This window comes from Salirhabdus sp. Marseille-P4669, from assembly GCF_900240405.1.
In the GTDB taxonomy this organism is placed as follows: Bacteria; Bacillota; Bacilli; order Bacillales; family Alkalibacillaceae; genus OEQK01.
Window position 1 is genome coordinate 11,729 of sequence record NZ_OEQK01000005.1, and the last position, 23,683, is coordinate 35,411.

25 protein-coding genes are annotated in these 23,683 nt (G+C 36.2%); all 25 read left to right on the forward strand.

From position 1 onward, the window contains the following. The first annotated feature begins 70 nt into the window (after positions 1–70). Positions 71–838 (forward strand): ribonuclease HII, encoded by a 768-nt coding sequence (locus C1A05_RS10535; RefSeq protein WP_102028199.1) that lies wholly within the window; start codon positions 71–73, stop codon positions 836–838. A 26-nt stretch (positions 839–864) separates the two neighbouring features. After that, positions 865–2,451 carry a hypothetical protein gene (locus tag C1A05_RS10540; RefSeq protein WP_102028200.1) on the forward strand — a complete coding sequence of 529 codons (1,587 nt, stop codon included), beginning with the start codon at positions 865–867 and terminating at the stop codon, positions 2,449–2,451. Next, a complete protein-coding gene (locus tag C1A05_RS10545; RefSeq protein WP_102028201.1) occupies positions 2,448–2,741 on the forward strand; it encodes an EscU/YscU/HrcU family type III secretion system export apparatus switch protein in 294 nt (97 codons plus the stop codon). Before C1A05_RS10540 ends, C1A05_RS10545 begins: the two co-directional genes overlap by 4 nt. A 67-nt stretch (positions 2,742–2,808) precedes the next feature. Continuing rightward, positions 2,809–3,237, forward strand: coding sequence for a hypothetical protein (locus tag C1A05_RS10550; protein ID WP_102028202.1), 429 nt, complete (start codon positions 2,809–2,811; stop codon positions 3,235–3,237). Between the two features lie 178 nt (positions 3,238–3,415). Next, positions 3,416–4,576 carry an ADP-forming succinate--CoA ligase subunit beta gene (gene sucC, locus C1A05_RS10555; RefSeq protein WP_102028203.1) on the forward strand — a complete coding sequence of 387 codons (1,161 nt, stop codon included), beginning with the start codon at positions 3,416–3,418 and terminating at the stop codon, positions 4,574–4,576. 23 nt (positions 4,577–4,599) lie between these two features. Beyond that, positions 4,600–5,502: a succinate--CoA ligase subunit alpha gene (gene sucD / locus C1A05_RS10560; protein ID WP_102028204.1), complete on the forward strand. Its 903-nt coding sequence runs from the start codon at positions 4,600–4,602 to the stop codon at positions 5,500–5,502. A gap of 89 nt (positions 5,503–5,591) precedes the next feature. Next, entirely contained in the window at positions 5,592–6,491 is a 900-nt protein-coding gene (dprA, locus tag C1A05_RS10565; protein WP_145997312.1) for a DNA-processing protein DprA, read from the forward strand. A 390-nt stretch (positions 6,492–6,881) separates the two neighbouring features. Next, positions 6,882–8,957: a type I DNA topoisomerase gene (gene topA / locus C1A05_RS10570; RefSeq protein WP_102028205.1), complete on the forward strand. Its 2,076-nt coding sequence runs from the start codon at positions 6,882–6,884 to the stop codon at positions 8,955–8,957. Positions 8,958–9,273: 316 nt separating this feature from the next. Then, positions 9,274–10,173, forward strand: coding sequence for a tyrosine recombinase XerC (gene xerC, locus C1A05_RS10575; RefSeq protein WP_102028206.1), 900 nt, complete (start codon positions 9,274–9,276; stop codon positions 10,171–10,173). Between the two features lie 69 nt (positions 10,174–10,242). After that, a complete protein-coding gene (gene hslV, locus C1A05_RS10580; protein WP_102028207.1) occupies positions 10,243–10,788 on the forward strand; it encodes an ATP-dependent protease subunit HslV in 546 nt (181 codons plus the stop codon). A 13-nt stretch (positions 10,789–10,801) separates the two neighbouring features. After that, positions 10,802–12,199, forward strand: coding sequence for an HslU--HslV peptidase ATPase subunit (hslU, locus tag C1A05_RS10585; RefSeq protein ID WP_102028208.1), 1,398 nt, complete (start codon positions 10,802–10,804; stop codon positions 12,197–12,199). Positions 12,200–12,221: 22 nt separating this feature from the next. Next, positions 12,222–13,001 (forward strand): GTP-sensing pleiotropic transcriptional regulator CodY, encoded by a 780-nt coding sequence (gene codY, locus C1A05_RS10590; protein ID WP_102028209.1) that lies wholly within the window; start codon positions 12,222–12,224, stop codon positions 12,999–13,001. Positions 13,002–13,443: 442 nt separating this feature from the next. Further along, a complete protein-coding gene (gene flgB, locus C1A05_RS10595; RefSeq protein WP_102028210.1) occupies positions 13,444–13,842 on the forward strand; it encodes a flagellar basal body rod protein FlgB in 399 nt (132 codons plus the stop codon). A gap of 2 nt (positions 13,843–13,844) precedes the next feature. After that, complete coding sequence (flgC, locus tag C1A05_RS10600; protein WP_102028211.1) at positions 13,845–14,300, forward strand: flagellar basal body rod protein FlgC; 456 nt, start codon at positions 13,845–13,847, stop codon at positions 14,298–14,300. A gap of 14 nt (positions 14,301–14,314) precedes the next feature. Further along, positions 14,315–14,614, forward strand: a complete 300-nt coding sequence (gene fliE / locus C1A05_RS10605; protein WP_102028212.1) for a flagellar hook-basal body complex protein FliE — start codon at positions 14,315–14,317, stop codon at positions 14,612–14,614. A gap of 95 nt (positions 14,615–14,709) precedes the next feature. Continuing rightward, positions 14,710–16,323, forward strand: coding sequence for a flagellar basal-body MS-ring/collar protein FliF (gene fliF, locus C1A05_RS10610; RefSeq protein WP_102028213.1), 1,614 nt, complete (start codon positions 14,710–14,712; stop codon positions 16,321–16,323). A gap of 12 nt (positions 16,324–16,335) precedes the next feature. After that, a complete protein-coding gene (gene fliG, locus C1A05_RS10615; protein ID WP_102028214.1) occupies positions 16,336–17,349 on the forward strand; it encodes a flagellar motor switch protein FliG in 1,014 nt (337 codons plus the stop codon). Next, positions 17,342–18,124: a flagellar assembly protein FliH gene (fliH, locus tag C1A05_RS10620; protein ID WP_159462056.1), complete on the forward strand. Its 783-nt coding sequence runs from the start codon at positions 17,342–17,344 to the stop codon at positions 18,122–18,124. Before fliG ends, fliH begins: the two co-directional genes overlap by 8 nt. After that, positions 18,093–19,406, forward strand: coding sequence for a flagellar protein export ATPase FliI (gene fliI, locus C1A05_RS10625; protein WP_102028216.1), 1,314 nt, complete (start codon positions 18,093–18,095; stop codon positions 19,404–19,406). The genes fliH and fliI overlap by 32 nt, the downstream gene beginning before the upstream one ends. 6 nt (positions 19,407–19,412) lie before the next feature. Then, positions 19,413–19,862 (forward strand): flagellar export protein FliJ, encoded by a 450-nt coding sequence (fliJ, locus tag C1A05_RS10630; RefSeq protein ID WP_102028217.1) that lies wholly within the window; start codon positions 19,413–19,415, stop codon positions 19,860–19,862. 4 nt (positions 19,863–19,866) lie between these two features. Then, entirely contained in the window at positions 19,867–20,460 is a 594-nt protein-coding gene (locus C1A05_RS10635; RefSeq protein ID WP_102028218.1) for a MotE family protein, read from the forward strand. Positions 20,461–20,495: 35 nt separating this feature from the next. Continuing rightward, positions 20,496–21,764, forward strand: a complete 1,269-nt coding sequence (locus tag C1A05_RS10640) for a flagellar hook-length control protein FliK (RefSeq protein WP_102028219.1) — start codon at positions 20,496–20,498, stop codon at positions 21,762–21,764. 4 nt (positions 21,765–21,768) lie between these two features. Beyond that, positions 21,769–22,230, forward strand: coding sequence for a flagellar hook assembly protein FlgD (gene flgD / locus C1A05_RS10645; protein WP_234998476.1), 462 nt, complete (start codon positions 21,769–21,771; stop codon positions 22,228–22,230). Positions 22,231–22,256: 26 nt separating this feature from the next. Continuing rightward, complete coding sequence (locus C1A05_RS10650) at positions 22,257–22,640, forward strand: TIGR02530 family flagellar biosynthesis protein (protein WP_102028221.1); 384 nt, start codon at positions 22,257–22,259, stop codon at positions 22,638–22,640. An 84-nt stretch (positions 22,641–22,724) separates the two neighbouring features. After that, positions 22,725–23,639 (forward strand): flagellar basal body rod protein FlgG, encoded by a 915-nt coding sequence (gene flgG / locus C1A05_RS10655; protein WP_102028222.1) that lies wholly within the window; start codon positions 22,725–22,727, stop codon positions 23,637–23,639. The last annotated feature ends 44 nt before the right edge of the window (positions 23,640–23,683 follow it).

The following is a 23,683-nucleotide window of genomic DNA, read 5'->3' on the forward strand; positions in this document are numbered from 1 at the left end:
CCTGTAGAAAGACTTTGTGTTTAACAGATAGGAGAGATTGCCGATATTAATCGTATGGGGGAAGAAAAAAATGAACAAAACCTTAACTATTTCACAAATAAAAGAAAAGGTTCATAATGAATCCTTTACTAATGAAGAATGGAAATCCTTTCAAATAGATGAACGAAAGGGAGTGCAAACAATCCTTAGTAGTTATCAGAAAAAGCTAGAAAAAAAAGAAAGCCTAAAGAAACACTTTTATGAAATGCTTCAGTATGAACAGAAATGTTGGAATTCAAATATACACTATGTTGCAGGAATTGATGAAGCTGGAAGAGGTCCGCTTGCAGGTCCTGTAGTCGCAAGTGCTGTTGTAATTGATGAATCCTTTTACATAGAAGGTTTAAATGATTCCAAGCAGTTGTCTGAGAAGAAAAGAGAGCTGTTTTTTGATCAAATTAAAGAGCAAGCAATTTCTTATGGTATTGGAATTGTAGACAATCACACTATTGATCAAATTAATATTTTTCAAGCAACGAAGCTAGCAATGAAGAAGGCGGTTGCTAGCTTATCCGAGACACCAAATGCCCTGCTCATTGATGCAGTAAAACTACCAGAGTTACCGATAAGACAGGAAGCAATTATAAAAGGAGATCAAAAGTCCATTTCTATTGCCGCTGCAAGTGTGCTTGCAAAGGTTACTAGAGATCGTATTATGAAAGAGCTCGATCAGCAATATCCGGCATATCAATTCGCTTCAAATATGGGCTATGGAACAAAGGAGCATTTGGAGGCATTGCAGAAATATGGACCTACGCCTTTTCATCGCATGTCTTTTGGACAAGTGAAGAAGGATTAAAAACAAGTAGAGGGAGGGTTTTTTACATGAACAATCGGGTAACACAACTGTTTCAATCTATTCGAGTTTCGCAACCAACATCTTCCCTTTCATTAAAAGTAGGGCAAATTATAACTGGTAATGTACAAAAGTTTTTGCCACAAAATAAGGCATTCATTCAAATTGGAAAAAAGACTGTCGTTGCTGAGTTGAAAAATGCCTTACAAGCGAATCAACGTTATATTTTCCAAGTAAAGCAAACAGCTCCTTATATAAATCTTCAAGTTTTGAATGAGAAGCCTGTACGTAGTCAAAAGGATAGTGTGGCGAATCTTTTACAACATTTTGGATGGAAAAGCACAGAAAAACGAGAAGGCTTCGTTTCCCAGCTACTAAAAGAAAATGTACCTATTAAAGAATCTACAATTCCAGCGGCGATCTCGCTATTGGATCGACAGCCAGACGGAAAAAAAGCAAATGTTGTTTTATTAGAAATGTTAAAGCGGGAGCTCCCCATAACCAAATCGGTTTACCATTCTTTATATCAACGTATGTTCGAGCCACTTTCCTTTTCAAATATTGCAACCAGTCTGAATCAGTATTTGCTAGGAAATGAATCTCTAGATCATAAACAATTAAGCTCTTATTTAACGCTATTTTCTAAAGGCGATGGCGGGACATTAAGTGAAACAGAATTAAAGAACCAAATTATAAATGATGTCAAAAATGGAAGTTCTGCTACTTTTTCTATTTTCAAAAAGGCAGGCTTTATCCAGGAAGAGGTAACCTTTTCGAATTGGAGAGAAGCCTGGACCACCTATGCTAAAGGAGAAGTTGTTAAGCATGGAAATGAGCCAGCTTCAAATGGTAATGTTAAAAGTATATTGCCACTATCCACTTTGCAAAGTATGGAAGACTTTTTCTTTGGTCTCAAGTCGTTATTACAAAGTGAGCAAGCTTTCACAAAACAAGAAAAGGCAATGATCCATGTATGGTTGCTTCAAGGGCTGTCTTCTTTAGAAAAAGCAAATCATTCAACATTGAACGAATCCTTTATGATTAAATTAAAAGGCTTTATGTCATTAATGAATCCCGAGGGTCATAAAACCCATTCGTTACCTATGTTACTGCAGTCCGTTCTACAAGAAAGCCACAATCCGGTCCTTAAGCAAGATGCAACTACGCTATTACAAGCTATTAACGGCATGCATTTATCAAATGTGGAACATAATGATTGGCAGCAATTTAGTGTGCAGTTGCCTGGACAGCTATTTGGCTTGAAGAAAGACGTATTTACAGACTTTGAAGGAAAGAAAGATCCGAATGGAAAGGTAAATGTTAACCACTGTAGAATCATGTTTTATTTAGACTTGGAATTCCTAAACGAAGTAGTAATGGATATGAAGGTGCAAAATCGAATCGTTACGTTAACGGTTTTTCAAAGTAATCCAGATATGCTAAGACCAATTGTTAATCTATTGCAACCAAAATTAATAGAGACTTTAAAAGATATGGATTATAAAGTTTCTTCCATCCATGTAAAGGATTTAAATCAAAACAGTACACCATATCCTAATGAAAAGCCATCACATTCATTGACTCATTTTGCAAAAGGAGTGGATTTACAAGTATGAAGGATGATAAAAAAAGAAAGAAAGCTGTTGCACTGTCCTATAATACAGAAAAAGATCATGCTCCAAAGGTAACAGCAACAGGTAAGGGACTGGTTGCAGATACCATTTTAGCAAGAGGGAATGAGCATAATGTTCCAATATACGAGGACGCTTCATTAGTAGAATTGTTAAGTAAGCTATCTATAAATGATTCTATTCCTGAACAATTATATAGTGCAGTTGCTGAAGTATTTGCATTTATATATGAAGCAGATCAAATATATCATAAAAAAACAGCAAATAAGGGCTAGTTTTATCATCGTTTTATGGTATGATTCAGTGAAAGAATGTATATAAGTAATGGAGGGGGAATTGCTAGTGAAATGGATTAGAAGATTACTTATTTTTGTCATTTTGATTGGAGCTATCGGATATGGTGTTTATCATTTCGGTACAAAAATTGCTGCAGAAAAGATAATGGATTATTATGTTGAAGAACTAGCATCTAGTCCTGTTATGAACGACGTGAAAGAAAAAATTAATAGTAACCCACAAATACAAGAGTTTCTTAATGAGGGCGCTAATATTGATGAAAGTGTGTTGCCATTTACGACAAAGGAAGAAGCGGCTAAGGAGCTTGTTTCGAAATTTGGTGCTTCTGAAATCGTAGACATTGTGACAGATGTATCGGATGGCGTATCAGAACAAGAGCAGTTAGAATTGTTGCAAAAGGTGGAGGGGAAACTTTCCGAAGAAGAATTACTAGCGTTACAGGTTATTGCCTATAAAGAATTGAATAACCAATAATATCAATATACTATTACCACCAATTAAGCTTGGTGGTAATTTTTTTAATTTTCGGGAGAGAATTCGTGTCCCTCCGTTGTTATTTTATTCTATTAGTTTTATAATGAGTAAGTGTGGACAATTTCCTACATTATTTTATAAAAACAAAAGCACGGAATACTTGATGGGAGGATGGAAGATGAATATTCACGAGTATCAAGGGAAAGAAATTTTACGAAAATATGGCGTAGCTGTTCCCAATGGTCGTGTCGCTTTTACTGTAGATGAAGCTGTTGAGGCTGCAAAAGCTTTAGGTTCTGAAGTTTCTGTAGTGAAAGCACAAATCCATGCAGGTGGACGCGGTAAAGCTGGCGGTGTTAAAGTTGCGAAAAACCTTGATGAAGTACGTACATACGCGGAAGAAATACTTGGTAAGACTTTAGTAACACACCAAACTGGTCCTGAAGGTAAGGAAGTTAAACGCTTGCTTATTGAAGAAGGCTGCGATATTAAAAAAGAATACTATGTTGGTGTTGTATTAGACCGCGCTACATCTCGCGTTGTTATGATGGCATCCGAAGAGGGTGGAACAGAGATTGAAGAAGTAGCTGCAGAAACTCCGGAGAAAATCTTTAAAGAGGTTATCGATCCGGTTACTGGTTTAATGCCTTATCAAGCTAGAAGATTAGCATTTAATATAAATATTCCAAAAGAACTAGTTTCGAAAGCGGTTAAATTTATGATGGGTCTTTACCAAGTATTTGTAGAAAAGGATTGCTCCATCGCAGAAATCAACCCGTTAGTAACAACTGGTGATGGGAATGTTATGGCTTTAGATGCGAAGCTTAACTTTGATGATAATGCATTATATCGCCAAAAGGATATTCTAGAATACCGTGATTTAGATGAAGAAGATCCAAAAGAAATTGAAGCTTCTAAATATGACCTTAGCTATGTTGCTTTAGATGGTAACATCGGATGTATGGTTAATGGAGCAGGTCTTGCAATGTCTACAATGGACATTATTAAGCATTATGGCGGTGAGCCGGCAAACTTCCTTGATGTTGGGGGCGGCGCGACTGCAGAAAAGGTTACAGAAGCATTTAAAATTATTCTTTCTGATAAAAATGTAAAAGGTATCTTCGTTAACATTTTTGGTGGCATCATGAAGTGTGATGTTATTGCTGAAGGTGTTGTAGCTGCTACGAAGGAAGTAGGTCTTGAACTTCCACTAGTTGTTCGTTTAGAAGGTACAAATGTTGATAAAGGTAAAGAAATCTTAAAAGAATCTGGACTTGCAATTACACCAGCTGATTCTATGGCAGACGGTGCACAAAAAATTGTAGAACTTGTGAAATAATTTTACAGAAAGGCGGGGTAAGGATGAGTGTGTTTATTAATAAAGACACAAAAGTAATTGTTCAAGGTATTACTGGGTCTACAGCCCTTTTCCATACAAAGCAAATGCTTGAGTACGGCACAAAGATTGTAGGGGGAACTTCACCTGGTAAAGGTGGTCAAGAAGTAGAAGGTGTACCTGTATTTAATACAGTTCAAGAGGCTGTAGAAGCTACAGGAGCTACTGCATCTGTCATTTATGTTCCTGCTCCATTTGCAGCTGATGCTATTGTGGAAGCGGTTGATGCGGAATTGGATTTAGCAATTTGTATTACGGAGCATATTCCAGTAATGGATATGGTTAAAGTAAAACGTTACATGGAAGGCAAGAAAACACGCTTAGTTGGACCAAACTGTCCTGGTGTTATTACAGCAGACGAATGTAAAATTGGTATTATGCCTGGATACATTCATACAAAAGGTCACGTAGGTGTTGTATCCCGTTCCGGTACATTAACATATGAGGCAGTACATCAATTAACAACTGCTGGAATCGGCCAAACTACAGCTGTAGGAATTGGTGGAGATCCAGTTAATGGAACAAACTTCATTGATGTATTAAAGGCATTTAATGAAGACCCAGAAACAGAAGCTGTTATTATGATTGGTGAAATTGGTGGTACAGCTGAGGAAGAAGCTGCGGAATGGGTTAAAGCGAATATGACAAAACCGGTTGTAGGATTTATTGGCGGTGCCACTGCCCCTCCAGGAAAACGTATGGGTCATGCTGGTGCGATTATTTCTGGTGGTAAAGGTACTGCTGAAGAAAAAATTCGTGTCATGAATGAATGCGGAATTAAAGTTGCAGAAACTCCGTCCGTAATGGGAGAAACTTTAATTAGCGTACTAAAAGAAAAAGGTTTATACGATAAGTGTAAAACACATTAATATAAAACTAGAGGAGCTCTCTTATCGTTTGATAAGAGAGCTTTTTTAATAGAATTACAATTCAATAAAAACTAGAAAGGAATGAATCCATGTATCAAGAATTTGAATTTCGTCTTTGTCACTTGCATCGAGTAAGATGGGTTGGTAGAAAGCGTATGTGGCAGTGGTTAAAGCTTGACCCAACCTTAAACAATATGTATAACCTCAACTTAAATGACCTTCAAACACAGTTTTCTTTCCCCCGTAATCAAGCCATTGATGTATTATCAGATTTACACTCTAGTGAACTGAGATCCTCTGTAGAAAAAGATCTTCGCGACTTCAACGTATTACTTATTACCCATAGTAATTATCCTGTCTTGTTAAAACAAATTCCAGATCCACCGTTGTTGTTATATATGTGGGGAAATCCTGAAATTCTAACCGAAAGCCCCAAAATAAGTGTAATCGGAACGAGAAACTACTCGAATGAGGCAGCAAAAAAGGTGGATTTTCTTCTGGAACCTTTAATTAAACAAAACTGGGTTATTGTAAGTGGCATGGCCAAAGGGGTTGATACAATGGCCCATAAAGCGGCAATATATTACCAGGGTAAAACGATTGGTGTATTAGGATTTGGCTTTCATCATATTTATCCTAAGGAAAATGCACAACTTATGAAGCATATTCGAACCCATCATTTACTCGTTTCGGAATATCCCCCAAATATGCCCCCACGTAAATGGCATTTCCCAGAAAGGAATCGGATTATAAGTGGTTTATCCTTTGGGAGTTTAATAATAGAAGCAAAAGAGAGGAGTGGTACTTTTATAACGGCTGAGCAGGCCTTGGAGCAAGGTCGGGAAGTATTTGTTGTACCTGGTTCTATTTTTCTTCCTCAAACTGCCGGTTGTCACTTGTTGCTAAAGGAAGGGGCTGAACTAATTACGGATTCTAAGGATATTATAGAGTCATGGAATACACGAAGGAAAACATTAAACTTCTTGTAATAACGGAAGTCTAAATTGGTCTAAAAGTTCTTACTCAAGCGTAAATTTGAAACACTATCCAAAAAATAATTTTTCTTCTCTTTTTTAACCAAATAGAAGTTGACAGAATAAGTTCCATAACGGATGCTAGCTTCTCCATAAATAATGGGGGAAAGTATTGAAATAATTAGTATCTAGGCGGTATTGTCAAGGATGTAAATATTAATAGAATTTTTTAAAAATTTAGGTTTTAAACACTTAGAATACAATCAATTCTGGTGGTTAATTATGGGGAAAGCGAAAAATATCGTTTGACAAATGTAGTACATGTATTTAATAATAGGGAAGATTTAAGAATCACAACCAATAAATTAAAAGAAAAAGAGAAATCCCTCTTAGGAGGATGTATATATGGCGGATTATCTAGTTATTGTAGAATCACCAGCTAAAGCAAAAACAATAGAGCGTTACTTAGGAAAAAAATATAAAGTAAAAGCTTCAATGGGACATGTAATTGACCTACCCAAGAGTCAAATGGGTGTGGACGTTGAAAAAAACTACGAGTTAAAGTATATTACAATTCGTGGAAAAGGTCCGGTATTAAAAGAATTAAAAACAGCAGCAAAAAAAGCGAAGAAAATTTATTTAGCAGCTGACCCCGATCGTGAAGGAGAAGCAATTGCTTGGCATTTAGCGAAGAGTCTTGGGGTTGATGTCGATTCTGATTGTCGTGTTGTATTTAACGAAATTACGAAAGATGCAATTAAGGAATCTTTTAAACATCCACGTAAAATTGATATGGACTTAGTAGATGCCCAACAAGCAAGAAGAGTGTTAGATAGGCTAGTAGGATACAACATTAGTCCATTATTATGGAAAAAAGTAAAAAAAGGGTTAAGTGCAGGAAGAGTTCAATCAGTTGCTGTACGACTCATCATTGATCGAGAAAAGGAAATACAAAATTTTGAGCCAGAAGAATATTGGTCTATTGAAGCCGATTTTGCTAAGAATAAATCAACTTTTCAAGGTTCTTTTTATGGTGTAGACGGGAAAAAGCTACCGTTAGCTTCCAAAACTGAAGTAGATGCGATTTTAAATAAGCTAAATGACAACGATTATAAAGTAGATAAAGTAAACAAACGGGAGCGCAAACGCAACCCTGCACCACCATTTACAACGTCATCTTTACAACAAGAAGCGGCGAGAAAACTTAATTTTAGAGCACGGAAAACGATGATGCTAGCACAGCAATTATATGAGGGAATTGATTTAGGCAAAAAAGAAGGTACAGTCGGTTTAATTACGTATATGCGTACAGACTCTACTCGAATTTCCAATACAGCTCAACAAGAGGCAATGGGGTATATTGAAGAAAATTATGGTAAAGAGTTTATTGGGAAGTATACAAAGAAAAACGATGGAGAAAGAGCACAGGATGCACACGAAGCGATTCGTCCAACGTCAGCGATGCGAACACCTAATTCTCTTAAAAATATACTTTCACGAGATCAATTACGACTTTATAAATTAATTTGGGAACGATTTTTAGCTAGCCAAATGGCTCCTGCAATACTTGATACAGTTACAGCACATATTCTAAATAATGGTGTGGAATTTCGTGCGACAGGCTCTCAAATTAAATTTAAGGGATTTATGAAGGTATATGTGGAGGGCCAGGATGACGAAAAGAAAGAAGAGAATAAGCTTCTACCTCCTTTAGAAGAAGGAGAGAAAATCAAAGTTACGAAAATGGAACCAAATCAGCACTTTACCCAACCACCTCCAAGATATACAGAGGCTCGTTTAGTTAAAACCTTAGAGGAATTGGGTATTGGACGTCCGTCTACATATGCTCCAACTTTAGATACCATTCAAAGAAGGGGTTATGTAGCATTAGATAATCGACGGTTTGTTCCAACAGAGCTTGGTGAAATTGTTATTGAAATATTACTGGAGTATTTTCCGGAAATTATTGATGTAGAATTCACTGTAAAGATGGAAAACGATTTAGATAGCATTGAAGAAGGAAAAAGAGAATGGATTAAAATTATTGATGAATTCTACAATGGCTTCGAAAAACGTCTGGTAAAAGCAGAAGAAGAAATGGAAAAAATAGAAATACGTGATGAACCCGCAGGAGAAGACTGTGAGAACTGCGGGCATGAAATGGTTTATAAAATGGGACGATATGGGAAGTTTCTGGCATGCTCCAACTTTCCAGAATGTCGGAATACTAAACCAATTCTAAAAGATATTGGAGTAAAATGCCCGAAATGTAAAGAAGGAAACATTGTAGAAAGAAAATCGAAAAAACGCCGCGTATTTTATGGCTGTGATCGTTATCCAGAATGTGATTTCCTTTCTTGGGATAAACCAATCGCAAGACCGTGTCCAAAATGCGAGGGTTTACTTGTTGAAAAGAAGAAGAAAAAAGGTACACAAGTTGAATGCGTTTCTTGTGATTATAAAGAAGAGGCGCAACAATAATGGGGTAAACGTAAAAACCTTGTCCGTTTGTGACAAGGTTTTTACAATTTTGTGAAGAATGTAAAAACGTGGCAGGTTCGTTCGCATTTTATTTGACATAGTGAAAGAGTTAAAGCTATAATTGCTCAGTGGTAAGGTTATTTACTTGACAGATGGTGAAATAGATTGGGCAACACCTCGTATTTTTCGGTTTTCATTTAATGATAAAGCAATTAAAACAACTGCTTAAAATACAATTCAGAATTTTATAACAATTTCGTTGCATTTTATCTATTAAGTATGTTACTATTTAATCGCTTCATGTGAGGTGGCCAAAATGAATTTCCATCAATTCCAAAAATTATTCATGGAATATTTGCAAATTGAAAAGAACGCATCACCCTACACGATAACTTTTTATCAAGATGATCTTGATACCTTTTTTTTGTTTTTAAAAAGGGAAGGTATAGAAGATTTAAAAGAAGTAAATTATGCGATTATTAGGGTCTTTTTAACGGAACTTTATGAACAAAAGCTTTCGCGAAGAAGTGTATCACGAAAAATATCGAGTTTAAGAACATTTTATCGGTTTTTAGACCGAGAAGGATATGTAGAATCAAATCCATTTCTTAGTGTTTCATTGCCAAAGACAGAGAAAAAAATTCCCGGTTTTCTTTATGAAGAAGAAATTGAACGATTATTTTCAGTTAGTGACTTACATACGCCACTTGGTCAGAGAAATCAGGCTCTATTAGAATTGTTGTATGGTACGGGAATTCGAATTAGCGAATGTCTCAAGATTACTTTAGGCCATTTGGATTTTAGTATTGGTACAGCGTTAGTAATGGGAAAAGGCAGTAAAGAAAGATATGTTCCGTTTGGAGATTATGCAGAAAATGCATTAAAGCAATATATCGAGGATGGAAGACAACAGCTCTTATCGAAATCTTCAACTAGCACAGATGCGTTGTTTTTAAATGCTCGGGGCCAAGCGCTTAGCCCAAAGGGTGTACGTTATATTTTAAATGAGATGGTAAAGAAGGCGTCCTTAACGGTACATGTTCATCCACATAAGTTGAGGCATTCGTTTGCTACACATATGTTAAATGCTGGTGCAGATTTGCGTTCGGTTCAGGAGCTACTTGGACATGAACATTTGTCCTCTACACAAATTTACACACATGTGACAAAAGACCATTTAAGAAATATTTATTTAAAATCACATCCAAGAGCATAGGAAATGATGCTAGTAGTTCGTTGCTCGATGGGTTAAGGTAATTCGGGAAGAAAGAGGTGTGAGTGAAGCGTGTCAATTCAGTTTCATGCTACAACAATATTTGCGATAAGGCATAATGGGCAGTGTGCAATGAGCGGTGATGGTCAAGTTACAATGGGAAATGCAGTTGTAATGAAACATACAGCAAAAAAGGTTCGTAAAATTTTTAATGGTAAGGTACTAGCTGGATTTGCTGGTTCTGTTGCAGATGCATTCACACTGTTTGAAAAGTTTGAGAATTATTTGGAAAAATATAATGGAAACCTAGCTCGATCAGCTGTGGAATTAGCTAAAGAGTGGCGTAGTGATAAAGTACTCCGGAAACTAGAAGCAATGTTAATTGTTATGAATAAAGAGACAATGCTACTTGTATCGGGTACTGGTGAAGTAATTGAACCTGACGATGATATATTAGCAATTGGCTCAGGAGGAAACTACGCACTAAGTGCAGGAAGAGCGCTTAAACGTTATTCCTCTGAAAAGACTGCGTCTGAAATTGCTCAAGCAGCACTTGAAATTGCAGGAGAAATTTGCGTATACACGAACGATAGAATTATTTTGGAAGTTCTAGATTAAGGAGGGGAAAGAAGTGAATAGGAAAAGCTTAACCCCAAGACAAATTGTAGATCGGCTTGATAATTTTATCATTGGTCAACAAGATGCAAAAAAAGCAGTTGCGGTTGCGTTACGAAATAGATATCGCAGAATGTTAATGGACGAGAACATTCGGGAGGAAATCGTACCAAAGAATATACTAATGATAGGCCCAACTGGAGTTGGAAAGACCGAAATAGCGCGCCGACTTGCTAAATTAGTTGGCTCACCGTTTGTTAAAGTAGAGGCAACAAAATTTACAGAAGTTGGATATGTTGGTAGAGATGTGGAATCCATGGTACGTGATTTAGTAGAGACTTCTGTTCGACTAGTAAAAGAAGAAAAAATGGCAAATGTAAAAGAACGGGCAGAGAAACTTGCCAATGAACGACTTGTTAAATTGTTGGTACCTGAAAAAAAGAAAAGCAGTTCAATGAAAAACCCTTTTGAAATGTTGTTTTCAAATCAGCAATCGAATGATCAAGATAGTGATTCAGAAGACAAAACCGAGATTGAACAAAAACGTAGTCGAATTCGCCATCAACTAGCTCTCGGTGAACTAGAAGACCATATGGTGACTGTTGAAGTAGAAGAGCAACAAGGTTCTATGTTCGATATGCTACAAGGGTCGGGAATGGAACAATTTGGTATGAACATGCAAGATGCATTAGGTCAATTCATGCCAAAGAAAAAGAAGAAAAGAAGGTTACCAGTACGTGAAGCGAGGAAAGTACTAACACTGGATGAAGCGTTAAAGCTAATCGATATGGACGAAGTGACGCAAGAGGCAATTGAGAAGGCCGAACAATCTGGTATCATCTTTATTGATGAAATAGATAAAGTTGCCGGAAAAAATGAGTCTTCTCAAGCGAATGTGTCAAGAGAAGGTGTTCAGAGAGATATTTTACCAATTGTGGAAGGCTCCACTGTTGTAACAAAATATGGGCCTGTAAAGACAGATCATGTTTTATTTATTGCTGCTGGTGCATTCCATATGGCAAAGCCCTCAGACCTTATACCAGAGTTACAAGGGCGTTTCCCTATCCGTGTGGAATTACAAAAGCTGAGTGTTCGTGATTTTGTCAATATATTAACTGAGCCTTCTAACGCATTAATAAAGCAATATGTTGCATTATTAAAAACGGAAGGTATAAATGTAGAATTTTCTGACGATGCTGTAAATAGGATTGCAGAAATTGCATTTGAGGTAAACCAAGAAACAGACAATATTGGTGCAAGAAGGCTACATACCATTTTAGAAAAACTTATGGAAGACTTATCCTTTGAAGCGCCAGATATTAATATGGACCATATTAAAATAACCAAAGAGTATGTAGATCAAAAATTAAATTCAATTGTTAAGAACAAGGATTTATCACAGTACATTTTGTAAAGAAATGATTAGGAGGATCATTATGAAACTTTTAGAACGTGCAAGAATTATTAATTCCATGTTACAAACAGCAACTGGTAAGAGTGTGAATTTCAATCAAATGTCTGATACATTACGTGATGTAATAAGCGCTAATATTTTTGTTGTAAGTCGTAGAGGAAAACTTTTAGGTTTTTCCATTAAGCAAGAAATTGATAACGAAAGAATGCAGCACATGATTTCAGAAAGACAATTCCCACAAGAATATACAGAAAACCTATTTAAAATTACGGAAACAACAGCAAACCTTGATATTGATAGTGAATTTACGGCTTTTCCAGTTGAAAATCGTGATTTATTTGAAAATGGACTCACAACAATTGTTCCGATTATTGGTGGAGGAGAGCGTTTAGGGACCTTAATCCTTAGTCGCTTACAAGAATCTTTTATTGATGATGATTTATTATTAGCTGAATACGGTGCAACGGTTGTAGGGATGGAAATTCTTCATCAGAAAACAGAAGAAATTGAAGAAGAAGCAAGAAGTAAAGCAGTTGTTCAAATGGCGATTAGCTCTTTATCTTATAGTGAACTAGAAGCAATTGAACATATTTTTGAAGAACTAGGTGGTAAAGAAGGATTATTAGTAGCAAGTAAAATTGCGGATCGTGTAGGTATTACGAGATCGGTTATCGTAAACGCATTAAGAAAATTGGAAAGTGCTGGAGTAATCGAATCTCGCTCACTTGGTATGAAAGGTACGTACATTAAAGTATTAAACGACAAGTTTTTAGTAGAACTTCGTAAAATCACAAACGATTAATATTCATAATTGCAAAAAACCCTACTGAGCCATCAGTAGGGTTTTTTAGTGTATAGAAACGGAAGATTTTAATACGAGAGGAAGGTTTGTAATTTAGTAGCTTGTATCCATGTTGCATAAAACGAATAGAGCGCATGTTCTTGATAGGTAGTTCTATATACCTACTAAACACCTATATAATAACCATTTTTTGTAATAAAAGGTTGAATATTGTAAAATGGGGCGAAATCACGAATTACAAATAATCCAATTGACCTAAAAAAAGTTTGTGACTTTTGTATGAATATCTAAAAAAGATAAAATTTACTAATGTAATCAAGAAGATTTTATGGGATAATCTAATATGTACATTAACGACAAAATTATACAAAAACCATCAAAATAATACTGATATAAATATTGTGGTAAAAAAGATATATGTAAATGGAAGGAGTGAAACTTTTTGAGCTTATTCGGAAATACGATTAGTGTTTTAAGTCAATCTTTAGATTATGCATCCTTAAAAAATCAGACAATATCTAACAATATTGCAAATGTAGACACACCGAATTATAAAGCAAAAGACGTTTCCTTTAAAAATGTATTAAATGAAGTGACATCCTCGTTTGAAGCAAAGCGAACTAACCCGAAACATATTGCTTTTGGAGATAATAATAAAAATTGGTCATCTTTTCATATTGTCGAAAAAGGTAATACTACTTATAATCATAATGGTAATAACGTCGATATTGATAAAGAAATGACAGACTTAGCAAAAAATCAAATTTATTATCAAGCACTAGTTGATCGTCTAAACGGTAAATTTAATAGTTTACAAACTGTTATAAAAGGAGGTCGTTAACGTTGGGAATCTTTCATTCTATTAATACAAGTGCAAGTGGCTTAACCGCTCAAAGATTACGCATGGATGTAATTTCATCCAATATTGCGAACGCAGAAACGACGAGAGCTACGCTCAATGAAAATGGAGAATGGGAACCTTATCGTCGTAAAACCGTTGCATTTCAAGCAAGTGGACAGTCTTTCAACTCCGTTTTTCAAAAAGCATTAAATCAATCGTCCACTCCAGGAAGTGGTGTTAAGGTTTCTCAGATACGTGAGGATGAGGAGCCTTTTAAATTGGTCTATAATCCGAACCATCCAGATGCGAATGAAGATGGCTATGTTCAAATGCCTAACGTTGACCCATTACAAGAGATGGTTGATTTAATGAGTGCTACTCGTTCGTATGAGGCAAACGTAACAACAATGAACGCTTCAAAAGATATGCTATTAAAAGCATTAGAAATTGGTAAATAAGGGGTTTCGAATCGATGACAACAATTAATCCTGTTACACTAAATGCTATTTCAGAAACAACGAATACAAATAAAATATCCCCTTTCAAAGCACAGCAAAGTTTTGCTAATTCATTAAAAAGTGCGCTTGAAAGTGTAAATGAAGCACAAATTACTTCTGATCAAAAAACAGAAGCATTGGCTAAAGGTGAAATCGACAATTTACATGATGTAATGATTACTTCTCAAAAAGCTAGCATTATGCTACAAACAACTGTAGAAATCCAAACTAAAGTCATTGATGCTTACAAAGAAGTCATGAGGATGCAAATTTAACGAATTATAATGGAAACATTATATCTTTCGTTATAAGAAATAGTTTTTTGAGTGTTATCCTCCAAAAAAATTAGAAAATCATATCGGAGGTAGCTATGGTCGAAAAAATGAAAACGAAATTTAGCAAATCGATACAGCAATGGAAAGAAAAAAGCTTAGCGAAAAAATCTATTATATTGGGTAGTGTGGTAGGACTTATTTTAATTATTATCGTTTTTACAATGCTATCTACAAAAGAAAATATGGTTCCCCTATATAGTAATTTGTCTTTACAGGAAACAGGGCAAATTAAAGGTGAGTTGGATGCAAGAGGGGTAACATATAGTGTGGAAAATGGAGGAACAACTATTCTAGTCCCTGAGGCAGAGGTTGATAGTTTGCTAGTTGACCTCGCTGCTCAAGGACTACCGAATAGTGGGAATATTGATTATTCCTTTTTTAGTGAAAATGCTTCATGGGGAATGACTGATGGACAACGAGAAATGATCGAATTAGATGCCCTTCAAACAGAGCTGTCAAATTTAATTAATAGCTTTGAAGGTATTCAAAATTCAGAAGTGCTCATCACTTTACCGCAAGAAAGTGTTTTTGTGAGCGATCAAACTGGAGAGGCTTCTGCTTCCATTGTAATTCATACAGAGCCTGGTTATAAGTTTGACCAAAATCAGATTAATACGCTTTATCATCTTGTTTCCAAATCAGTTCCAAATCTCCCTACTGATAATATCGTCTTATCTAACCAATATTTTGAGTATTTTAATGAAAATAATTCAAATAGTTTAACGGCTGGTAATGCGTATACAGAACAACAAGAAATTAAGCAGGCTGTAGAACAAGATATTCAGCAACGTGTACAACAGCTATTAGGAACTATGATTGGTAGAAACAATGTTGTTGTTTCCGTTACAACCGATATCGACTTTACACAAGAAGACCGTGTAGAAGAACTAGTAGAGCCAGTTGACATTGAGAATATGGAAGGCTTACCAGTTAGTGTGGAAAGAATTACAGAAACCTATACCGGTGAGGAACCACCAGCTAATGTTGTAGGAACAGGTGAGGAAGAAGTTACGAACTATCCTGCAGCAGAAAATGGGGATGGAAATTCTGAATATGAAATGGTTAAAGAGTCCATTAATAATGAATTTAATCGCATTCGTAAAAATATCGTAGAAAGCCCGTATACAATACGTGATATAGGAATTCAAGTTGCAGTGGATAGTAAAAAAGATCAGCTAGATAATGCTGGAGAGGTTCAATATTTATCAAATGAAGAACAATCTACAGTTAGTGATAGTATCTCATCTATTCTAAATTCCATTATAACGACGACAGTATCGAAAGAATATGGAGATATAAATACAGAGGATAAAGTATCCATTGTGTTTGAAGAATTTAATGAACAACCAATGTTCGATTCCAATCCAAAAGCAACTGGAATCCCAATGTGGGTTTATATTGCAATTGGTGCATTACTATTACTTGTCATTCTTCTGTTATTTGTTGTAATGCGAAAGAAAAAACAAAATCAGATGGAAGAAACCGATTATACTGAGATCCATCAAAAAGAACCAATCAATATACCTGAAATTGGCGATGATTTGGAAGATAATGAAGAACGTGTGAAGCTGAAGCAGATAGAAAATATGGCAAAAGAAAAGCCAGAGGATTTTGCAAAATTATTACGCTCATGGATTTCCGAGGATTAGGAGGGATTGGTAGTGCCAAAGCAAAAAACTGGTTTAACTGGAAGACAAAAAGCGGCAATTCTCCTAATCTCATTAGGTCCTGATGCTTCTGCACAAGTGTATAAGCATTTAACGGAAGAAGAAATTGAACAGCTAACGTTAGAAATTTCTTCGGTTAAAAAAGTAGAAGCAAAGCAAAAGGATGAGATTTTAGATCAATTTCACCAAATTGCATTAGCACAGGATTACATTTCACAAGGTGGGATTGGGTATGCAAAAACAATATTAGAGAAGGCTCTAGGCAGTGATGAAGCTTTTAAAATTATCAATCGGTTAACGTCCACTTTACAAGTTCGACCTTTTGATTTTGCAAGAAAGGCGGAGCCAACTCAAATATTGAATTTCATTCAAAATGAGCATCCACAGACAATTGCCCTCATTTTGTCTTATTTAGATACGGAGCAATCTGCACAAATATTATCTGCTTTACCTGATACAGTGCAGGCGGATATTGCCCGAAGAATTGCGACTATGGATTCCACTTCACCAGAAATTATTACAGCAGTGGAAAACATATTAGAAAAAAATCTGTCGACTGCCGTTACACAAGATTACACGCAAACTGGTGGTATCGAAGCTGTTGTTGAAGTGTTAAATGGTGTAGACCGGACAACGGAAAAAAATATTTTAGAGGAACTAGAATCTGTAGACCCAGAACTTGCGGAAGAAATTAAAAAGAGAATGTTTGTATTTGAAGACATTGTTACACTTGATAATCGTTCGATTCAACGTGTTATTCGTGAAGTGGAAAATGAAGATTTAATCCTTTCTCTTAAAGTTGCGAGTGAGGAAGTTCAACAAGTTCTCTTTAAAAATATGTCTACTCGTATGGCAGAGTCCTTTAAGGAAGAAATGGAATATATGGGTCCAGTCCGATTGCGTAACGTAGAAGAGGCTCAAACAAGAATTGTAAGCATTATAAGAAGACTTGAAGAAATAGGTGAGATTGTGATCGCTCGTGGTGGAGGAGATGACATCATTGTCTAATATTTATAAATTTCAATCAAAAACAGATGAACCTAAAAAAATATCTGTTAGACAAATAGTATTGGAAACAAACGATGAGCCATCTGAAGCTGAGCCTAAGGAAGATCCGAACTTGCTGTTAGAGCAGGCAAAAGTTACCCTTCAACAAGCAAAACGAGATGCCGATAAATTAATAGAGGAAAGTAATCAGCAAATTACGCTTCAAAAGGAACAATTTGAGCAAGAAAAACAGCTTATTATGGAGCAGGTGAAGAAAGAAGCATTTAGCCTTGGTTTTGAAGAAGGTAAAAAAGAGGCAATGCAAAAATATGATCAGGACCTACAAGTTGCTTTTGCTATCGTTAAATCTGCACAAGAAGAGCAACAAAAGTGGATTGACAAACAAGATAACGTCATATTAGAAATTGCCTTAAAAGCAGCAGAAAGAATTTTACATTATACCGTGCAGGAGGATGAAAAAGCCTTTCGGTCTCTTGTAAAAGGTGCTATGGAAGAGGTTAGTGGATTACAATCCATCGCATTGTGCGTTCATCCTGATGATTATCAAAATATGATAAATGTAAAGCAAGAAATAGAGCAAACAATTGGAAATCAAGCAAGTCTTTCCATATTTCCAAATAAAGAATTAGCAAAGTATAGCTGCATTATTGAAACACCATTTGGACAAATTGATGCAAGCATCGATACTCAGCTTACTGAGCTTAAAACAAAACTCATCGATTTACTTGAGGAGGATAAACGGCGTGAAAGCAAATTCCATACTACAGTGGATTGATGATGTGGAGACAGTAAAGAAATACGGGAAAGTAACTCGTATTGTCGGTTTAATGATTGAGTCAAAAGGTCCTTCAGCTAGTATTGGAGATGTTTGTTACATTTATACGAAAGACCAAACATCCCCACCAATTTTGGCTGAGGTGGTCGGTTTTAATAATGAGCATGTTTTGTTGATGCCTTATACACAGACAAAAAATATTGGGCCAGGCTGTAAGGTGGAACCAACTAATAAACCATTAACCGTAAAAGTAGGGAAGGAATTAATCGGTACTGTGTTAGATAGTTTGGGGAATCCACTCGACCATTCGACATTACCAAAAGGTCTTATGTCTATCCCGACAGAACAAGACCCACCAAACCCGATGGAACGTCCTCCTATTAGAGAGAAAATTTCAATCGGGGTCAAAGCAATTGATGGTTTACTTACGGTTGGGAAAGGACAGCGCTTAGGTATTTTTGCCGGAAGTGGTGTTGGTAAAAGTACATTACTTGGCATGATTGCCCGCAATAGCGAAGCGAACTTAAATGTGATTGCATTAATTGGTGAACGTGGCAGGGAAGTTCGAGAATTTATTGATAAAGACTTAGGGCCAGAAGGTTTGAAGAAGTCCATAGTCGTGGTCGCAACTTCTGATCAACCTGCTTTGCAAAGAATTAAAGGGGCCTATACAGCTACCGCAATTTGCGAATATTTCAGGGATCAAGGATACAACGTGAACTTAATGATGGATTCTGTAACGAGGGTTGCTATGGCGCAGCGTGAAGTAGGATTAGCTTCAGGTGAACCACCGACTACGAAAGGCTATACGCCAAGTGTTTTCGCTATCCTACCAAAGTTATTAGAAAGAGCTGGAACGAATCATTTCGGTACCATAACAGCTTTTTATACGGTATTAGTGGATGGAGACGATTTTAATGAACCAATCGCAGATGCTGTCCGAGGTATATTAGATGGTCATTTAATATTAGACCGCTCGATTGCAGAGCAAGGAAGGTTTCCTGCTATCGATATTTTGAAGTCCATAAGTCGTGTTATGAATCAAATTGCAAGCCCAGAACATAAAGATGCGGCCAATACGTTAAGGAAATGGTTAGCAAAATATGAAGAGAACAAAGAACTAATTCAGATTGGTGCATATAAGAAAGGCGCTTCTCGTGAAATCGACGAGGCGATTCAAGAGTATCCACAAATCATTGATTTTTTAAAACAAGGAATCGATGAAAACTATACGCAAGAAGAGACGATTCATTTGCTACAATCGTTAACGAATAAGGGGTAGATCGGAATGTTAAACAATATTGCTCCGTTTGAGAAGTTATTAGATTTAAGAACAAATGAAAAGGACGTTGCTTTAAAAGCATACCAGCATTCTGTGGATAAGTTTGAATCTGTGGCCATGGAGCTTTATTCCTTACTAAAGGAAAAAGAAGAAATTCAAGAGGATTTAGAGCATCGTCTTGAAGTCACAATTCCAGTTCAGGATATTCATCATTACCAACATTACTTAGCAAAGTTGGATGAAAGAATTGAATCCCTACAGAGACATGTACAAGCTGCCCGATCGAATATGGAGCACAAACAAGAAGATTTATCAGAGTCTTTTATAGAAATGAAGAAATTTGAAAAAGTTGTGGAATTGAAGAAGAAAGCGAATCAAAAAACCATTGCGAAAATGGAAAATAACAGTTTGGACGAAGTTTCCATACAACAGTATCTGCGGAATAGAAAAAGGTGAAGCTATGAAACCAAATGTAAAAAAAGAAGAAAAGAAGGCTGGAAAATTACAATGGTTCTTTTTTGTTATTGTAGTTCCCATCATTTTTACCATAACTTTGCTCATCGTAATTCTGCAAATTGCAGGTATAAGTGTAACGGACATCGCTGAGAAGTATGGAAGTAAAATACCAGTAGTTTCTTCTTTTGTTGATTCAAAGGATACGAAAGAATTAGAACAAGAGCTCACAGAACGTATTCAGGAATTAGAAGGACAAATAAGTGAGTATAAAAATCAAGTGGAAACACTTGAATATGAGGTTGAATCAAAAGAAGAACAGTTAACAGAAAAGAGCAACCAGGTTACGGAATTGACAACTAACCTTGAAAGTAAGGAAGAAGCAAAGGTGAATGAAGATGAACAACTAAAGACTTTATCTGATTCCTTTGTTGATATGGACCCTGAAGCGGCAGCACCCATATTTGAAGAAATGGAACAAGAACTCGCAATTCAAGTTTTGCAGCAAATCAATGCAGATAAACGTGGGGAAATTTTTGCGGAAATGGATCCTTCTATTGTCGCTACCCTATCACAAGCCTTTGTCGATTCTAGTAATTAATTAAATTTTATTGCTATTGAAAGGAGGTGAAAAAGATGAACACGACACCGATTATGCCTTATATGGTGAACCCAACTAGAGCTACTACGCAGGTTCAAGGAGATACGTCTACGGAGAATACGAATACTTCTTTTATGAACATGTTCGAATCTGTCATTGCGAAGCCAACTGGAAATGTACATGTGGAAGAAAAAAGCAAAATCTCAACAGACTCACTTGTTAGTTTATTAGAACAGCTGGAACAATTACTTCAAGGCGAGCAAACAGCAGAAAACGAAGGGGAACTTGATGCCCTTTTAAATCAACTTTTAAGTATGCTAACAGATCAAAATGTTCAATTAGAGTCTAGCTTAAGTGGGGATGAAAACACAGAATCTGTACTCGGATATAACATGCTTTTTTCATTAAATCGATTAACTCCTAATGAATCTAAAGCTCCAATAAATGCAGCAACTGGAGCTAAATTTGTGGAGACATTATTAACTATTTATGAAGGAATGAAGCAAAACCCTACAAGTAAAGGTTTAGTTGAGAAGCTTGAACTTACTCTTGGTAAATTAGTGGAAACACTTAATCAAGCCAACCTAGCAAAAGACATTACGAACAAACTTGAAGGAAGTAAGCACGAAAAAGCTTGGAATTCCATTCTGAATGCATTGACGCAAAAGGTTTCTACTAATGGGACTCAACCTGCAACAGCAACTGACCAAAATAAACAATTACAGCGGACAGTTGCAAACGTACTAGCTGGCATTCCATTGACAGATGCTTCTCATCAAAAGGTCAACAACCAAGTAAATGTGGACTCAATGCCGATGACAAAAATTGAACAATATACGATTTATGTTCAGCGTCAACCAGGAACAGAGCAAACCGGTTCACAGAAGCAATTGTTAGACCAATTTGAACAAGCGATAAAATCAAGTCGTTTTCTACAAAAGGATGGGGCATTACAATTAACACTTAAGTTAAGGCCTGCTCATTTAGGGGATATGGTCGTGAAACTAACTCAGGTTAATGGGGAAATGGCAGTTAAAATTTCAGTAGCATCTACTGCTGCGAAAGAACTGCTGGAGTCCAATATGAATCAGTTAAGACATATGTTTTCACCAAACCAAGTAGTAATCGAAAAACAGTCTGATCCAATCTTAAATGATTTACCTTCTCATTTTACGAACGAAGAAAATAAAGAAGAGCAGAATCAAAACCAGCATCTATTCCAAGATAATAACGAAATGGATGAAGAGGAATTGGATAAGGAAGGCACAAATTTTAGAGATATTTTATTTCAGACACAAACATAAGTAGGTGAAAAGATTGACAAAGATTGATCCTTCGTTGTATTTGTCGAATAATACAGCAAACAAATCAGGGAGCAGTGCATTAGGAAAAGATGAGTTTATGAAAATATTAATGGTTCAATTGCAAAACCAAGACCCTTTAGAACCATTAAAAGATACAGATTTTATTGCTCAAATGGCAACCTTCTCCTCGTTGGAACAATTAATGAACATTTCTAGTTCCATGGAGTATCTATCCTTAAATCAGTCTAATGCTTCTCTATTAGACTACAGTCATTTAATAGGGAAAGAAGTAAGCTACAATACCTATAATGATGAAGGATTACTCGATAAAGTAGAAAAAGGAAAGGTTCAGAGTATCTCATTCCGGAATAATGATATCCAAGTGGTTTTAGAAAATGGTGAAAAAATAGATACAAAGGATATTATTGAAATCGCAAAAGGTACAACTGAACCAGCAAACGAATAACACTTGAAATGAAAGAAGGGATGAAAATGGATCATCGTATTCATCAGCTTCAACCTCATCCTTTGATTCCAAAAGTTAACAAACATGTTCAGTCACATAAAAGTGATGGCAAAACATTTGAATCGTATTTAAACGAAGCGAAATCAAAAACTTCTTTAACGGTGAGTAAACACGCTCAATTAAGACTAAATGAACGCAACATTGAAATTAAGGAAAGCGATTGGTCTAAAATACAATCCAAAATGGAGCAAGCGAAAGCTAAAGGAGTAACCGACTCATTAGTCATTATGGATGACGCATTACTCGTCGTTAGTACGAAAAATAACACCGTGATTACTGCCATGAACAAACAGGAAGCAACGGATCATATTTTTACAAATATAAATGGAACGATTTTAATGGATAACTAAGGCTGGACCTTCGGGAAGCCTTTAGCTGCTGATCGATTGATGCAGCTATTAAAAAACAATAAAACATTAGGAGAGATAATTGTTATGTTACGTTCAATGTATACTGGTATTTCAGGTATGAAAGGCTTTCAAACAAAATTAGATGTTGTTTCCAATAACATCGCCAACGTTAATACGTTTGGATTTAAAAAAGGTCGTATAACATTCCAAGATATAATGAGCCAAACGGTACAAGGTGCACAAGGCCCGCAGGTTAATGGAGGAGTTACTGTTTCTGGTGGTCGTAACCCAATCCAAGTTGGTCTTGGTGTAAAAACTGGTAGTATTGACACCATTGATACACAAGGGAACCAACAAACAACAAACCGTACCCTTGATTTAGCACTTGAAGGTGATGGAATGTTTGTTGTTGCAGAGAGAACATCAGCTACAGATAATACAGATGCAATCAATCTTTCCGGGGATTCTGTACAATTTACACGTGCAGGAAACTTCTACTTAGATAATGACGGATATATTGTTAACGCAAATGGTCAATATTTAGTAGGTAAAGCTTCCAACGATACAAACGATGTACTAGTAGATGATACGGCTGCGCGAATTCAAATAGATCAAAATGCCCAAAGCTTTAGTATTTCTGCAGACGGTACTGTAAACTATGTAGATGAAAATGGACAAGCTAAAATTGCTGGTCAAATTATGCTTGCGAAGTTTTCAAATACAGGCGGTTTACAAAAATCAGGAAGCAACAACTTCCAGTTAACTAATAATGCGGGTGTGTTTACGGACGATGGTACATTTGATTCCATCTACGATTTAACTGCACCTGGTGAAAATGGTTCTGCTTCCATCGTAGCCGGTGCCTTAGAGATGTCTAATGTGGATTTATCAGAGGAGTTTACGGAAATGATTACAGCACAACGTGGATTCCAAGCAAATACAAGAATAATTACGACATCAGATGAAATATTACAAGAATTAGTAAACCTTAAGCGATAAGGTTTAAAGGGGGAATAAGGAGTCAAGTGTCACTTGACTCCTAC

Excerpts from the sequence above, each read along its gene's own strand:
- C1A05_RS10535 (WP_102028199.1), top strand. The coding sequence starts at position 71 with ATGAACAAAACCTTAACTATTTCACAAATAAAAGAAAAGGTTCATAAT.
- C1A05_RS10540 (WP_102028200.1), top strand. The coding sequence starts at position 865 with ATGAACAATCGGGTAACACAACTGTTTCAATCTATTCGAGTTTCGCAA.
- C1A05_RS10545 (WP_102028201.1), top strand. The coding sequence starts at position 2,448 with ATGAAGGATGATAAAAAAAGAAAGAAAGCTGTTGCACTGTCCTATAAT.
- sucC (WP_102028203.1), top strand. The coding sequence starts at position 3,416 with ATGAATATTCACGAGTATCAAGGGAAAGAAATTTTACGAAAATATGGC.
- sucD (WP_102028204.1), top strand. The coding sequence starts at position 4,600 with ATGAGTGTGTTTATTAATAAAGACACAAAAGTAATTGTTCAAGGTATT.
- dprA (WP_145997312.1), top strand. The coding sequence starts at position 5,592 with ATGTATCAAGAATTTGAATTTCGTCTTTGTCACTTGCATCGAGTAAGA.
- topA (WP_102028205.1), top strand. The coding sequence starts at position 6,882 with ATGGCGGATTATCTAGTTATTGTAGAATCACCAGCTAAAGCAAAAACA.
- xerC (WP_102028206.1), top strand. The coding sequence starts at position 9,274 with ATGAATTTCCATCAATTCCAAAAATTATTCATGGAATATTTGCAAATT.
- codY (WP_102028209.1), top strand. The coding sequence starts at position 12,222 with ATGAAACTTTTAGAACGTGCAAGAATTATTAATTCCATGTTACAAACA.
- fliE (WP_102028212.1), top strand. The coding sequence starts at position 14,315 with ATGACAACAATTAATCCTGTTACACTAAATGCTATTTCAGAAACAACG.
- fliF (WP_102028213.1), top strand. The coding sequence starts at position 14,710 with ATGGTCGAAAAAATGAAAACGAAATTTAGCAAATCGATACAGCAATGG.
- fliJ (WP_102028217.1), top strand. The coding sequence starts at position 19,413 with ATGTTAAACAATATTGCTCCGTTTGAGAAGTTATTAGATTTAAGAACA.
- C1A05_RS10635 (WP_102028218.1), top strand. The coding sequence starts at position 19,867 with ATGAAACCAAATGTAAAAAAAGAAGAAAAGAAGGCTGGAAAATTACAA.
- C1A05_RS10640 (WP_102028219.1), top strand. The coding sequence starts at position 20,496 with ATGAACACGACACCGATTATGCCTTATATGGTGAACCCAACTAGAGCT.
- C1A05_RS10650 (WP_102028221.1), top strand. The coding sequence starts at position 22,257 with ATGGATCATCGTATTCATCAGCTTCAACCTCATCCTTTGATTCCAAAA.
- flgG (WP_102028222.1), top strand. The coding sequence starts at position 22,725 with ATGTTACGTTCAATGTATACTGGTATTTCAGGTATGAAAGGCTTTCAA.